Raw genomic sequence first — 13,606 nt, forward strand, 5'->3', positions numbered from 1 at the left:
GGACGGACGCGGGCTCGCGGAGCCGCCTGACCTCCTCAGTCTCCTACGCCTCCGTGCCGAACGGGTGCAGGATGCGGCGCCAGACGGACCGGGGACGCAGCGTCGCCCACAGCCGGTCGGGACCCTCCGCCGACGATCGCAGCGCGGCGAGGACCGACCGGGTGTCGTCGGCGATGCCCGGGTAGGACCCGACGGCGCCGGGCCGGGCGAAGCTCTCCCGCTCGACGGCGTCGAGCAGGCGGCCGAGCGCGGGATCCTCGGCGAACCGGCCCCCGGCGAGCAGGCCGACCGTGTCCCGCGGCGTCTGCGTCGGCGGCACGGGCACACCGAGATCCTCCGCCGTCTGCAGCACCTCCGCCCAGGCGACCCCCGCACCGGCGGAGCCGACCGCGAGGGCCCGCAGGCGGCCCGACCGGCGGAGTCCGCGGAGGAACGCCGGGACGAGGAGCACCAGCAGCACGATCAGCACGGCGATGAGCAGCCAGCCGACGGGACCGACGACCGGGGCCGTGCTCGCGGCGGCACCGCCGGCATCCGGTGAGTCGCTGGGGGCGCTCGTCGCGCTCGAGGTCGGCTGCGGGGCGGCGCTCGCGCCGGCGCTCGGCAGCGGAGTGTTGACCGGGACGGGGACGTCCGCAGAGCTCTGATCGGCGTACGAGGGCACGATCCCGCGGCTCGCGGTCGGCTCGAACCGGGTCCAGCCGATGCCCTCGAAGTACAGCTCGGGCCAGGCGTGCAGGTCGTGAGAGGTGACCTCGTAGAGCGTCCTGCCGTGATCCGTCTCCGGCAGCGTCGCGCCGGGCAGGAAGCCGACCGCGACGCGGGACGGGATGCCGAGGCTCCGCGCCATGACGGCCATGGCGGAGGCGAAGTGGATGCAGTAGCCCTCCTTCTCCTGGAGGAACCGGGCGATGACCCTCATCCCCGTGCCGTCGTAGCCGTTCTCGACCGGTGCCGTCTCCGAGTACTCGAACGTGCCGTCGCGGAAGTAGTTCTGCAGCAGCAGCGCCTTCTCGTAGTTGCTCGATGCTCCACCGGCGACCTCCGTCGCGGTCGTGCTGATGATCTTCGGCAGGTTGGCCGGCAGGGCGAGGAACCGCTGCATGTCGTTCGGCACGGTGGTGCCCGCCGCGGCGAGCTGCTCCGGCGTCGGCGAGATGACGAGGTTTCGCGCCCGGTACTCCTCGTCGAACGAGGTCCGATCGGTGCTCTTGACCGCGAGCCCGTTCCGATCCCAGTACCAGGTGCCCGTGAGCCCGTCGACCCGCGTCGTCGGGTACGGCAGCGGCAGCCACGTGCTCGTCAGCGGACCGACGTTCACGTAGGTGGTGTCCGTCGAGGTCTCGACGTCCGGGGAGAGGCCGGGAGGGTCGCCGATGCGGTCGGTGGTGTTGCGGGTGTCGACGTCGAAGCGGTCGGGGGCCCAGTTCGTGCCGGTGAAGTTGTCGACGCTCACCAGGCGGAGGTAGCTGGCCTCCCCGCTCGAGGTGCTGTAGTCGAGGACGGTGTGCTCCTCGTCCCTCCGCAGGTCCTGCCCCAGCGTCAGCACCGGGTTGACCCCCATGCTGAACGAGCCGGAGCCGCCGGAGTCGTCGGACTCCTCGACGGCCGGAAGCGCGAGCGGCGCGAGGAGGGATGCCGCGACGACGACGACCGCGAGGAAGGCGGAGACCCGCCACTGGCGCCTCGTCGACCCGACCCAGAGCAGGAGCAGGAAGGCGAGGGCGGCGAGCACAAAAACGAGGGGGTCGGTGAGTCCGACGGCGACGGCGCTCGGCACCGCCAGCAGCACGACCAGCGGGATGCCCGCGAAGGCCGGGGCGCGGAACGAGACGGCGATCGCGTCGCCGACGATCACGATCGCCCCCACCCCGAAGCAGAGCAGGAAGAGGATCGGCAGGTCCGCAGTCGCGGGCACGGACTGGCGGTCGATGGACCGGGTGGCGGCCTGGACGAGCCTGCCGAAGGCGGCGAAGCTGCCACCGGTGGGCACGATCCCCGCCAGGGCGGTGGTGGGCACGAAGAAGACGGTCAGTACCAGAAGCAGCACGATCGAGGAGGCGAGGGTGGGTAGGAGATAGCGGCGCCCCCTGGCGAAGTAGCGGACGAGCGCCGCCACCCCGATGAGCAGGATGCTCAGTCCGGCGAGCGCGAACCACCAGCCGACACCGCGCAGCAGCACATGCAGTCCGGACACCGTGACGAGGACGGCGATCAGGAAGGCCAGGCCGACCCGCGCGTCGCGGCCTGGGGTCCTCGTCGAGCCGCCGGCGGAGGACACGACCGCCGCAGGCCTAAGCATGACCACGACCGGCATCCAGCTCGGCGCCGACCCGCAGCCAGGCCAGGTCCATCGGCTGCTCCGCATCGACCTCGATGCAGATCCAGCCGGCCTCGCGGAGCCGTGCGGAGGTCGCGGGCAGCGGATCGAGCAGGAAGGCGACGGCGAGATGGAAGGACCGACGCTGCGCGATCAGGCGGTCGAGGATGGCCGGGTCGGCATCCGCGAGGACGGCGAAGACGGAGCCCTGTGAGCGATCGGGGCGGTCGGCGCCGTGCAGCAGCGAGATGGGCCCGGTCTGACCGTCCAGCAGGCGGACCGCGGCGAGGCTCTCCAGGAACTCCTCGGCGTGATCCACGTCTGCGAGCTGGTTCTCGGCCGTCTCGATGACGGTGACCAGGAAGCCGCCGCGTTGCAGGTGCAGGGCGAGGGAGGCCAGGAAGCCGACCGCCCACTCGAAGGAGTCGCTCTCCGGCTCCCCCGCTTCGCCGGACGGCCGCGCATCCGGATAGTCCGCACCACGGGTGTCGAGCACCAGCCGCGCCTCGGCATGGCTGCGCTGCTCCTCCTGGCGCACCATGAGCTCGCCGTGATGGGCGGAGGCCCTCCAGTGCACGCGCCGCAGCGCATCCCCCCTCCGGTACTCCCTCGTCATCAGGTCGTCCTCCGCGCCGAGGGCACGTCGCTCCATCATGCGGGTCGGGCCCTCGTCCGCGGTGACGGACACCATGCCCTCCGGCAGCGGGACGATCTCGGGTGTCACGACGAGGGTGTCGGTCGACCCGACGGCGATGGCGCCGTCCGCGAGGCCGAAGGGGTCGGAGAAGTCGAGCAGCAGCGGGCCCACCTCGAAGACCCCTCGGACGGGCGGGGACACCGGATAGCGCAGCCGCACGGAAGAGCCGCGGCCGCCGTCCCGGCCGAGGCGGGGACGCAGCGACGGCAGCAGGCCGGGCTCGTTGGCGTAGGGCGACCATGGCCAGTTGTCACGCCAGTGCGCCTCGGAGGTCTGCACCGTGGATGCGTTGGTCACCTCGAGCTCGACGGTCGCGGGATGACCGGCGGACACCGCGGGAGGGGAGAACACCCGCCTGACGGAGATGCGCATGGTCCTCAGCCGCACGTACAGCCAGGCGCAGACCGGCAGCAGCAGGACGAAACAGCCCACGGAGAGGATCTCCTGGCGGTGGATCAGATAGGCGACCGGGACGCAGACGAGCCCGACGATCAGCAGCGCCCAGCCGCGGCGGGTCAGCCGCGTCGCCCTGACGCGATTCCTCCGTGTCGCCCTCCCCCGCATCGGGTTCAGGCCTGACCGGCGGCGCCGAGCGGAACGGGCGTGGCGGCGACGATGCGGGCGATGATGTCCGTCACCGCCCCCGTCGCGAACGGATTGCCGTTGCCGGAGATGCGGGTGGTCGGGATCAGCCGGTGGCCGAGGACGGCGCCGGTGAGCGCATCGATGTCGTCGGGCAGCACGAACTCCCGTCCGTCCAGGGCCGCCCTGGCCTTCGCCGCCCGCACGAGCTGGAGCGTGGCCCGCGGGCTCGCCCCGAGGCGCAGGTCGCGGTCGGCGCGGGTCGCCTGGGCGATGCGCACCGTGTACTGCTCGACGGCCGGCGAGACGAAGACCCGCCTGACCGTCTCGATCATCGCGATGAGCTGGACGGTGCTCACCACCGGACGGAGATCGTCGAGCGGGGCGGCGCTCTCCCTGCTGCGAAGCATCCCGAGCTCGGCCGTCTCGTCGGGGTACCCCATCGAGATGCGCGCCATGAAGCGGTCGCGTTGCGCCTCGGGGAGCGGATAGGTGCCCTCCATCTCGACGGGGTTCTGGGTGGCGATGACGGTGAAGGGCGAGGCGAGCAGACTCGTCGCGCCGTCGACCGTCACCTGGCCCTCCTCCATGCTCTCGAGCAGGGCCGACTGGGTCTTGGGACTCGCCCGGTTGATCTCGTCGCCGATGACGATGTTGGCGAAGATCGGGCCGGGCTTGAACTCGAACTCCCGCTCGACCTGGTTGTAGATGGAGACCCCGGTGATGTCGGACGGGAGCAGGTCCGGGGTGAACTGGATGCGATTGACCGTGCAGTCCACGGACTTGGCGAGCGCCCTGGCGAGCATGGTCTTCCCCACGCCCGGGACGTCCTCGATGAGGAGATGGCCCTCCGCCAGGAGCACCGTGAGCGCCATCTCGACGGCGTCGCGTTTGCCGTCGATCACCGTCTCGATGCTGTGGACGATGTCCCTGCTGAACCGATAGAAGTCGTCGTAATCCATCGCACCATCAGAGTTATCCATCATCGACTCCCGATTTTCAGTATCCCTCGTGAGTCTGTCAGATCACAGGGCGATAACGACCTGAGAATCTGCCGAGTCTCGGGCTTCGGGAACGACGGCCCGGAAGTCGCCCATCCCCGCGGCAGGATAGCCTTGGCTCTCGTGAAAATCACCGTGCTCTCCGGCGGGGTCGGGGGCGCCCGCTTCCTCCGCGGCCTCCGGCATCACCTGCGGCACGTGCATCCGGACGGCAACGGCGGCACGACCGATTCGATCACCGCCGTCGTCAACACCGGCGACGACATGTGGCTGACCGGGCTGCGCATCTCCCCCGACCTCGACTCGATCATGTACACCCTCGCCGGGGCGAACGACGAGGAACGCGGCTGGGGCCGGATCGGGGAGAGCGAGCGGGTGAGCGCCGAGCTGCGCGCATACGGGGTGGGCTGGCCGTGGTTCACCCTCGGCGATCTCGACCTCGGCACGCACATCACCCGCAGCCACTATCTGCGCTCCGGGCTGCCCCTGAGCGAGGCGACCGCGCGGATCGCCGCGAGGTGGGACCTCGGCCTGAGGCTCCTGCCCGCCACCGACGACGAGGTCGAGACCAGGGTCGTGATCGACGACGAGGGAAGCACCCTGCACTTCCAGGAGTGGTGGACCAGACACCGGGCATCCCTGCCGGCGAGGGCCTTCCTGCAGCAGAACGTCGAGGCCGCGACTCCCGCCCCTGGCGTGCTCGAGGCGATCGCCGAGGCGGACCTCGTGCTCGTCGCGCCGTCCAACCCGGTCGTGTCGATCGGCACGATCCTCGGCATCCCGGGCATCCGTCACGCCGTCACGACCGCCTCCGCGCCCGTGGTCGGCGTCTCGCCGGTCATCGGCGGCGCCGTGGTGCGCGGGATGGCGGATGCCTGTCTCGAGGCGATCGGGGTGGCCACCGCCGCGGACGCGGTCGCCCTGCACTACGGCTCGCGCGCCACCGGCGGGGTGCTGGACGGCTGGCTCGTCGGCGGGGAGGATGCGGCGGCGGTCCCCGTGGTCCTGGCCGCGGGCATCCGCGCCGCCGCCGTCCCCCTGTGGATGCGCGACCTCGACACGAGCGCGGCGATCGCCCGCGAGGCCATAGCCCTCGCGCTCCCGTAAGCCCCAAAGTTCCAACGTCGCGGTGTTTCCTCGACGGCGCGCGGGTTATATACGTCAGCGGCGTCGACGAAACACCGCGACGATGCCGGGGGCGGCACCGCAGGGAGGGGGAGGGCGGCGCAGTACCCTGATGCCGTGGACAAGATCGAACTCCGCACCGAACGCCTCACCCTCCGCCCGCCCCGGTGGGACGACGTCACGGCCATCACGGCCGCCTGCCAGGACCCGGAGCTCCAGCGCCGCGTTCCCGTCCCCGTCCCGTACACCCGCGCCGACGCCGAGGACTACGTCCGCGACTTCTCCGACCGCGGCTGGAGCATCGGGACCATCTGCACCTGGGCGCTGATCCACGAGGGGGCGTTCTCGGGCGTGGTCGGGCTGGAACAGATCCGCAACGGTCAGGCGGCCATCGGCTTCTGGATGGCTCCCGGATACCGGCGCAGGGGACTGCTCTCGGAGGCAGCGACGAGGGTCATCGACTTCGGCTTCGCCGTTCCGCCGAACGGCCTCGGCCTGGTCCGCATCGAATGGCACGCCTATGCGGGCAACCTCGCCTCCGCGCGGACGGCCCGCCGCCTCGGCTTCCGGTTCGAAGGCATGCTGCGCCTCGGGGCCGCCGGCCGCGACGGGCGGCAGGACGACTGGGTGGGCGGCCTCCTGCTCACCGACGACAGGAGCCCGCGCTCCTGGCCGATCCTCGATGTCACGCCGGACGGCGCGCTCAGCCGATGAGCGTCAGCTCCGCGGTCGGCGCGGCAGGATCGCCCGCGAAGGCGGATGCCTCGATCACCGCGACGAGGGACGCGGGGACGAAGCCGGCCTCGGTCCAGCGCTGCAGCGGCCTCGTCGACGCCACGACGCGAACCCTGCGGCTCTCGCCGGCATCCAGTCGCACCGGGGCGAACCCGACGAGCACCCTGGACGGAAAGTCCACCGCGGCGATCGGCCGCGCGTACAGCTGGACGACCTGTCGACCAGGGCGGATGCCCGTGTTGGTGACCATCACGACCGCCTCGAAGCCCTCCCCGTCGACCGGTCCGAGGCTCAGCTCCGACAGCTCGAAGGAGGTGTAGGAGAGGCCGTAGCCGATCGGGTACGCGGCCGCATGGCCGTCCCGGTCGAGCAGCCGCTGGCCGTGCCAGCGGTCGTAGACGATCTCGGTGGCCCCCCTGTCGAAGAGGGGAAGATGCTCCTCGGTGGTCGGGATCGAGTACGGCAGGCGGCCGCCGGGCTCGGCCGCCCCGAGCAGCACGTCGGCGAGCGCCGCCCCTCCCTCGCTTCCGCTGTACCAGCCGAGGAGCACCGCCGGGACATCGTGGCGCCACTCCTCGGTGATGACCGCCCCCGCCGTGACGATCACGACGACGGTGCGGGGGTTGGCGGAGACGGTCGCGCGGATGATCTCGGCATCGATCGGGCGGATGCGCAGGCTCACGCGATCGCCGCCGGCCGCCTGCCCCATGACGCTGAGGGAGGCGGGCGCCTCCCCCGTCGAGTCCGTCGAGCCCGCCTCCCCCGTCGAGTCCGTCGAGCCCGCCGCGCCCGCCGAGCCGGCGGCGGCCACCGGAGCGGGCGGGAAGAGCGCGGTCAGGGCGGGGTCGCTCATGGACTCCTCCCCGAGATACTCCCCCTCGTCCTCCGCCGTGTAGCCGACGACGACGATGGCGACATCGGCGGCGGCCGCCGCCCGTGCCGCGGCATCCGGATCGTCCTCCTCCACGTGTTCGATGACGGCGTTCGGCAGGGCATCGGCCAGGCCGAGCAGCGGTGTCGAGACCGCGGGCGACCGCACATCGCTCGAACCGTGGTCGCCCGTGTTGGCCATCCCCGCGAGCCGTCCGATGAGGGCGACCCTGCCCAGGACGCGCGCATCCAGCGGCAGGATCGGCCGGCCCTCGACCGGATCGTTCTTGAGCAGCACCATGGCCTCGGCCGCCGCCTCCCTCGCCAGGGCGCGGTGGGCATCCGAGAAGACGACGTTGACGCCCGGCTCGGGGTCGAGGTCGCTCGAGTAGAACCGCAGCTGGGTGGCGAGGATGCGACGGGCCGCGCGCTCCACGTGCTCCCAGGAGGCCCGACCGGCCTCGAGGTCGCCCGGCAGGTACTGCCTGCGCTGCTGCCGGAAGGGCTCCTCGACGTCGAGCCCGGCCCGCAGAGACGTCGCGGCATCGCGCAGCCCGAAGATGAAGTCGGACACGGTGACCCCCTCGAATCCCCACTGCTCGCGGAGCACCCCCTCCAGGATGGTCTCGTTCTGGCCCGCCCACTCGCCGTTGACCGAGTTGTACGAGGTCATGATTCCGCTGACACCCTCCTCGACCACGCGGCGGAAGTGCGGCAGGTACACCTCGTGCATGGTCGCGTCGTCGGCGGTGACGTTCACGGTGAACCGGGCGTTCTCCATCGAGTTGAGCGCGTAGTGCTTGGCGACCGCCATGGCGTTGCGCTGAACGCCCCTGACGAGGGCGGCGCCCATCTCCCCCAGCAGGTAGGAGTCCTCGCTATAGGTCTCCTGTGCTCGACCCCAGGCCGGATGCCGCGGCAGGTTGATGCACACGCCCCCGAAGAAGTTCGCGCCCTGGGCCCGCATCTCGGCCCCGATCGCCCGGCCGATGCGCTCCTCGAGCGCGACGTCCCAGGTCGCTCCCCTCGCCATGGAGACGGGGAAGGCGGTGGAGTGGCCCATGACGATGCCCCGCGGCCCGTCGCTGAACCGCAGGCCGGGCAGGCCGATCCGGTCGATCCGGCCCATCTCGATCGGCGCGGTGTTGTAGCCGAGCTGCATCATCTCGGCCATGCCTTCGGAGAACTCGGCGTCACCGTCGAGCAGGTCCAGCTTCTCCTCGCGGGTGAGCGAGGAGAGCAGAAGAGCGGTCTCCTCCACGATCGAGCCGCCGTTCCTGATCCGGGTGATCGCGGCCTCGAAATCGGTGGTCGCGGTGGTCGTCGTCGACATGGACACATCCCTTTACTACGTCTGGCCAGGGGCCTTGGCCGCTCGGCGCATCCTTACCTACACTGTTGTAGGTAAGGAAATAGTACGGAGGAACACCGCATGGCGCAAGCGGCGGCATGGCAGGCTGGGGCGGTGACCACCTCGGCGACCCGCCACCGGCTCAGGCCGGAGGTGCGCCGCGCGCAGCTCATCGCGACGGCCACCACCCTGATCTCGGCGGCCGGCTACCGCGGGTTCTCCCTCTCCAGGGTGGCGCAGGAAGCGGGCATCACGCGGGCGGGGGTGCTGCACCACTTCGAGTCGAAGGAGAGCCTGCTCATCGCGGTCTTGCAGCATCGGGATCGGTCCGACGTCGAGCGGCTGCGGTCGGCGACGGTCGACCGAAACGGACCGGAGGATGCGCGCGTCGCCCTCGACCGCCTCGTGCGCCTCAATCACGAACGACGTGAGATCGTGCGTCTTTACACGGTGCTCGCGGCGGAGGCGCTCGACGAGAGCCATCCCGCCCACGCCTACTTCGCCGAGCGCCTGGAGGAGAGCCGAGCCTGGATCGTCGGCCTCGTCTCGCCCTGGCATCCGGACCCGGATGCCCTCGCCGTCGCCGTGCTCGCCTTCATGGACGGGCTGCAGCTGAACTGGCTGCGCGACCCCGGCATCGACTTCGAGGCACGATGGAAGGACTTCGCCGACCGGATGCTCGGCCCGACTCCGGGCTGAGCCGCACGGCGAACCCGCCTCAGCGCGGCTCCGAGGAGTGCTCCGACTCCGCGAGCGCGGCGGCCGTGCGCGGCCCCAGCCGGCCGGAGAGGCCGCGCAGGCTCTCGACGGTGTCGACATCGTTGCGAAGGCCGGAATCCTCCGGCACGTCGAGCGGCAGGTATCCGGCTGCGCGGTGGGCGGAGCTCGACCCCGGGCCGAAGGCGGGGGCATGGGTCTCTCCGGCCCTCGCGGTGATCAGCACCGTGCCGAGGCCCTCCGCGTCGGGGACGATCGCAAGCGGGTTGGCGCCCGCCGCGACGAGCGCCGACTCCAGCTCGCCAGGCACGAGCGCCGGCAGGTCGCCGAGCAGCACGGCGACCCCCTGTCCCTGACCGGCTGCCGCCCAGGCCCGCTCGATCCCGAGGTCCACAGCGGCCATGAGCCCCCGGGGGTCGCGCTCGACCACGATTTCCGCGCCCATCCGCTCGAAGACCACGGATGCCGCCTCACTCGTCACGACGAAGACCCGGTCGACGACGGGGGTCGAGAGCGCCGCGGCCACCGTGTCCTGCGCGATCGCGGTGGCGAGAGCCATTCGCCGGGCCGGATCGCCGCCGAAGCGCGACTTGGCCGCCGCCGTGCCCTTGACCGGGATCACGACGAGCCAGTCAGCCGCCACTGACGCGCCCCGCCTCGAAACCCTGGCCGTAGGCCTCGTCGGTGCCCAGGCGGAACATGTCGTTCGCGGAATCCCGGATGAGGACGCGCGCACCCGGTGCACCGTCGTCGAGCAGGTGGCCGAGCCCCCGCAGGACCGCGACCGGCAGACCGGCCGACTTGCGCTTGACCAGATCCGCGGCCGAGGCGATCTCGTCCCCCACGGCGGGGGCGGTGACGTCGAGGCGGCGCCCCTGGGCATCCAGGCTGCCCCGCAGGTCGTCGAGCAGGCGCACCCCGCTGCCGCCGATGGCGACGTCCGTCTGGCCCTCCCTCCAGGCGCGGCCGAGGGTGTCGGTGATCACCACCCCGAGTCGCAGGCCGAAGCGGCGCTCCAGCGCCGCGCGCAGGGCAGCCGCCGAGGCATCCGGATCGAGCGGAAGCAGCAGGACGGTGCCCTCCGGGGTGTTGCTCGCGTCGACACCGGCCGCCGCGCCGACGATGCCGAGCCGGTTCTCGACGATGCGGGTCAGGCCACCGGGATGTCTCTTGGTCGCCACGATCCGGACGGTCTCGTCGGTGATGGCCTGCTCCCGGTCGGCCGCGTGGACGACGCGCCCCTCCGCCTTGGAGACGATCTTGCTCGTCACCGCGAGGATGTCGCCGTCCTCGAGCCTCCCGGCCCGCTCTCCGATGATCGTGGCGAGGTCGTCCCCCGGCACGATCTCGGGGATGCCCGCGATCGCCCATACCTGGAGCATCAGCGCACCAGCTTCGGCAGTACGTCGCGGGAGAACACGTCGATCCAGTCGCGCTGGTTCCGGCCGGCGTTGTGCAGGTAGATGCGGTCGAAGCCCAGGTCGAGGTACCGCTGGATGTGCGCGCGGTGGACGTCCGGATCCTCGGAGACGAGCATCCGGCCCTCGAAGTCCTCCGGCCGCACCAGTCGTGCCAGCTGCTCGAACTCGAAGGGGGAACGGATGTCGGAGCGCGGGAACCGCATCCCGCCGTTCGGCCACTCGGTCATCACGTTGCTCATGGCCTCCTCCGCCGTGCGCGCCCAGCTGAGGTGCAGGCGCAGCACCTTCAGACCCCGGGAGCGGTCCCTCCCCGCCTCGCGGGCGCCCTCGTCGAACCGGTCGAGCAGCCCCGCGATCTTGTCGAACGGCGCCCCGTCGACGATGAGTCCGTCCACCGTCCGTCCGGCGCGTTTGGCCGTGACCGGGCCGGAGGTGGCGACGAGGATCGGAGGAGCGACCTCCGGCATCGTCCACAGCCGCGTCGACTCGAGCTTGAAGAACGGGCCGGAGTGCTTGGTCTCCCTGCCAGAGGCGGACGCGGTGAACAGCTTGTTGATGACCTCGACGGCCTCGAACATCCGATTGATGCGTTCCGCCGTCTCCGGCCAGTAGGCGCCGGTGATGTGCTCGTCGATGGCCTCGCCGGAGCCGATCCCGAGCCAGTGCCTGCCGGGATACATCGCGGCGAGCGTCGCGCTCGCCTGGGCGACCATGGCCGGATGCCAGCGGAACGTCGGAACCGTCATGCCGGTTCCGAGGTCTCCCGCCGTAGTCTGGCCGAGGGCTCCGAGCACGGTCCAGACGAAGCTCGCCTCACCCTGTCGCGGGACCCACGGTTGGAAGCGGTCGGCGGCCATGACGCCCGAGAACCCGTGCCGTTCAGCGTAGGCGCTGAGCTCGAGCGCCTCGGCGGGAGGGAACCGCTCCAGCATGGCGGCGTAGCCGATGCGGGGAGGAGTCTGGGGCATTGCTCCATTCTCTCGCGTCGGGACGCCCGCTCGCGTCGCTGCGCCCGCTCACGACGCCGGGTGACCGCCCAGGATCGCCGCCGGATGCGTGAGCCGCCACCAGGCATCCGGACCCGCGATCGTGCCCTTGAGCAGGAGCGGAACGCTCACCGCCGAGGTCCCGGCGGCGAACCGCACGCGCCCGACCGTCGTGCCGTCGGATGCGGTGGTGACGGGCTTCGTCGTGATGGCCGAGGTGATCGGGGTGCTCGACCAGGTGAACACCGACGCGGCCGTGCCGGCCACGACCGTCGCGTCGTCGCCCCACGGCGTCGTGTAGCGGCCGAATACCTGGCCCCGCTTGATGAGCGGCACGTCGTGGAAGCCCGACTCGAGACTGGCGATGAGTCTGCGAACGTCGGCGTCCACCGAGGCGCGGCTGTCCCCGCCCAGCACGACCCCGATGACCGTGACCGGGAACGCCAGCCCGACGGGAACCTCCGCGGAGAAGAGCAGGTCGGTGGTGACCAGGGTGCCGGTCTTGATCCCGTTCACGCCGTCGACCCCGAGCAGATCGTTGGTGGCTGCGATGGGGCCGATGCTCCCGACGGCCACGCTCGGCAGCCGGACCATCGCCGCCACGACCGGGTTCGCCATCGCCAGCCTCCCGAGTGCGAGGAGGTCCGCGGGGGTGCTCACGTTGCGCGCATCCACCCCCGTCGGCTCCACGAGCCTGGTCGAGGTCAGGCCGTGCGCCGTGAGCCACTTTTTCGTCGCGGAGAGGAAGGCCGCCTGGCTGCCGTAGGCCCAGGTCGACACCGCTTCCGCGTAGTTGCACGCGGAGGCGACGAGGATCGTCTCCAGGGCGTCGCGCTCGGACATCACCGAGCCGGTGTCCATGGGCTCGATGCTCGCCTGCTGCACGTAGTACTTGTCGTAGAGGGCATGATCGGCCTTGTCGAAGGTGATGGTCGGGCCGGCCTCGCCGACCCCGAGCGGCTTCGCCTGGAGGATCACGAGAGCGGTGACGAGCTTGCTGATGCTCGCGATCGGCAGCGGACCGGTGCCGCCGGCCGAGGCGACGATCTCCTTGGTACCCGTCGTGCTCTGGAAGTCGCCGGTGCCGGTGACGCTGACCTCGCTCTCCCCCGTCGCGGGGAGCGAGAGCGCCGCGGCGGCAGGCGGCTCGACCTTCGCCAGCGCGACGTCGACCGTCGCTCCGCCCGCCGGAAGCGACAGGGTCGCCACCACGTAACCGCCGATGAGGGCGACGACGACCAGGCCGACGATCGAGGACACGAGACGGCGACGCCGGCGTCTGCTTCTGGCCGCGGCGGCCTCCGCGGGGTCCTGCGGTGCGACCGGCGCGCCGGCATACTGGGTCCGGCCGCGGGCGAGCATGGCGGCGAAGTCCGAGAGGCCGTCGTCCTGGTCATGCCGCCAATCGTCCCGGTTGCCGGGCCGGTCGTCGCGGCTCACCGCCGGAACCTCGCGACCTCGACCCCGGAGCAATACTCATTCACGCTCCCATGCTAGGGGACTGCCGGGGCGCGGCGGTGACGATCCGATTCCCATCACGATCGGGCATCCTTTTGTCGACCGGCCACCGTCCGCTGGTTGGATGGCACCATGCTCGCCACCGCGCTCCGGCTGTCCTGCGCCGTCGGCGTGCCGGACTGCCAAGACACCCACTCCGAGGACTACGGCTACGTCTCCGTCATCGGACTCGTGGTCCTGGCGGCCGTCGTAGCCGTGCTCGTGCTGCTGTTCTGGAAGAATCGACCCCGGTAGTCCCGGGCCGTCCCAGCTCTCATCCCGATCTCAGCCCGCCCCCAACCCG

Annotated in this window: 12 protein-coding genes; 4 read left to right on the forward strand and 8 right to left on the reverse strand. The window is 71.3% G+C overall.

Annotation, left to right across the window (positions count from 1 at the left end; all coding sequences use genetic code 11):
- Positions 1–43: 43 nt before the first annotated feature.
- From VGC18_RS09530 to VGC18_RS09540, 3 genes are read right to left on the reverse strand one after another with little or no spacing between them, the layout of a single operon-like run.
- Positions 44–2,302, reverse strand: a complete 2,259-nt coding sequence (locus VGC18_RS09530) for a transglutaminase TgpA family protein (protein WP_331096676.1) — start codon at positions 2,300–2,302, stop codon at positions 44–46.
- On the reverse strand, positions 2,295–3,581 hold the full coding sequence (locus VGC18_RS09535) for a DUF58 domain-containing protein (RefSeq protein WP_331096656.1): 1,287 nt from the start codon (positions 3,579–3,581) through the stop codon (positions 2,295–2,297). The genes VGC18_RS09530 and VGC18_RS09535 overlap by 8 nt, the downstream gene beginning before the upstream one ends.
- 5 nt (positions 3,582–3,586) lie before the next feature.
- A complete protein-coding gene (locus VGC18_RS09540) occupies positions 3,587–4,561 on the reverse strand; it encodes a MoxR family ATPase (RefSeq protein ID WP_331096658.1) in 975 nt (324 codons plus the stop codon).
- Between the two features lie 162 nt (positions 4,562–4,723).
- Here VGC18_RS09540 and cofD point away from each other — a divergent pair, with 162 nt between their 5' ends.
- The gene (cofD, locus tag VGC18_RS09545) at positions 4,724–5,707 is read left to right on the forward strand and encodes a 2-phospho-L-lactate transferase (RefSeq protein ID WP_331096678.1); all 984 of its coding nucleotides are present in this window, start codon (positions 4,724–4,726) and stop codon (positions 5,705–5,707) included.
- A gap of 135 nt (positions 5,708–5,842) precedes the next feature.
- Positions 5,843–6,439: a GNAT family N-acetyltransferase gene (locus VGC18_RS09550; RefSeq protein WP_331096660.1), complete on the forward strand. Its 597-nt coding sequence runs from the start codon at positions 5,843–5,845 to the stop codon at positions 6,437–6,439.
- Here VGC18_RS09550 and VGC18_RS09555 read toward each other — a convergent pair.
- Positions 6,429–8,663, reverse strand: coding sequence for a beta-glucosidase family protein (locus VGC18_RS09555; RefSeq protein ID WP_331096662.1), 2,235 nt, complete (start codon positions 8,661–8,663; stop codon positions 6,429–6,431). The two genes, VGC18_RS09550 and VGC18_RS09555, sit on opposite strands and share 11 nt — an antisense overlap.
- A gap of 99 nt (positions 8,664–8,762) precedes the next feature.
- Between VGC18_RS09555 and VGC18_RS09560 the strand changes: the two genes are divergently transcribed.
- On the forward strand, positions 8,763–9,380 hold the full coding sequence (locus tag VGC18_RS09560) for a TetR/AcrR family transcriptional regulator (RefSeq protein WP_331096664.1): 618 nt from the start codon (positions 8,763–8,765) through the stop codon (positions 9,378–9,380).
- A 19-nt stretch (positions 9,381–9,399) separates the two neighbouring features.
- Here VGC18_RS09560 and cofC read toward each other — a convergent pair whose 3' ends face one another.
- The 4 genes from cofC to VGC18_RS09580 are packed head-to-tail and all read right to left on the reverse strand — an operon-like array spanning position 9,400 to position 13,245.
- The gene (gene cofC, locus VGC18_RS09565; RefSeq protein WP_331096666.1) at positions 9,400–10,041 is read right to left on the reverse strand and encodes a 2-phospho-L-lactate guanylyltransferase; all 642 of its coding nucleotides are present in this window, start codon (positions 10,039–10,041) and stop codon (positions 9,400–9,402) included.
- A complete protein-coding gene (locus VGC18_RS09570; RefSeq protein ID WP_331096668.1) occupies positions 10,031–10,780 on the reverse strand; it encodes a coenzyme F420-0:L-glutamate ligase in 750 nt (249 codons plus the stop codon). Before VGC18_RS09570 ends, cofC begins: the two co-directional genes overlap by 11 nt.
- Positions 10,780–11,787 (reverse strand): TIGR03557 family F420-dependent LLM class oxidoreductase, encoded by a 1,008-nt coding sequence (locus tag VGC18_RS09575; protein WP_331096670.1) that lies wholly within the window; start codon positions 11,785–11,787, stop codon positions 10,780–10,782. The genes VGC18_RS09570 and VGC18_RS09575 overlap by 1 nt, the downstream gene beginning before the upstream one ends.
- 48 nt (positions 11,788–11,835) lie before the next feature.
- Positions 11,836–13,245, reverse strand: coding sequence for a D-alanyl-D-alanine carboxypeptidase (locus VGC18_RS09580; protein ID WP_331096672.1), 1,410 nt, complete (start codon positions 13,243–13,245; stop codon positions 11,836–11,838).
- Between the two features lie 150 nt (positions 13,246–13,395).
- Between VGC18_RS09580 and VGC18_RS09585 the strand changes: the two genes are divergently transcribed.
- A complete protein-coding gene (locus tag VGC18_RS09585) occupies positions 13,396–13,557 on the forward strand; it encodes a hypothetical protein (protein ID WP_331096674.1) in 162 nt (53 codons plus the stop codon).
- Positions 13,558–13,606: the final 49 nt, after the last annotated feature.

Origin of the sequence: Lacisediminihabitans sp., assembly GCF_036404185.1 — a bacterium.
In the GTDB taxonomy this organism is placed as follows: Bacteria; Actinomycetota; Actinomycetes; order Actinomycetales; family Microbacteriaceae; genus Lacisediminihabitans.

Excerpts from the sequence above, each read along its gene's own strand:
- VGC18_RS09555 (WP_331096662.1), bottom strand. The coding sequence starts at position 8,663 with ATGTCGACGACGACCACCGCGACCACCGATTTCGAGGCCGCGATCACC.
- VGC18_RS09570 (WP_331096668.1), bottom strand. The coding sequence starts at position 10,780 with ATGCTCCAGGTATGGGCGATCGCGGGCATCCCCGAGATCGTGCCGGGG.
- VGC18_RS09585 (WP_331096674.1), top strand. The coding sequence starts at position 13,396 with ATGCTCGCCACCGCGCTCCGGCTGTCCTGCGCCGTCGGCGTGCCGGAC.
- VGC18_RS09535 (WP_331096656.1), bottom strand. The coding sequence starts at position 3,581 with ATGCGGGGGAGGGCGACACGGAGGAATCGCGTCAGGGCGACGCGGCTG.
- VGC18_RS09575 (WP_331096670.1), bottom strand. The coding sequence starts at position 11,787 with ATGCCCCAGACTCCTCCCCGCATCGGCTACGCCGCCATGCTGGAGCGG.
- VGC18_RS09560 (WP_331096664.1), top strand. The coding sequence starts at position 8,763 with ATGGCGCAAGCGGCGGCATGGCAGGCTGGGGCGGTGACCACCTCGGCG.
- VGC18_RS09540 (WP_331096658.1), bottom strand. The coding sequence starts at position 4,561 with ATGGATTACGACGACTTCTATCGGTTCAGCAGGGACATCGTCCACAGC.
- VGC18_RS09530 (WP_331096676.1), bottom strand. The coding sequence starts at position 2,302 with ATGCTTAGGCCTGCGGCGGTCGTGTCCTCCGCCGGCGGCTCGACGAGG.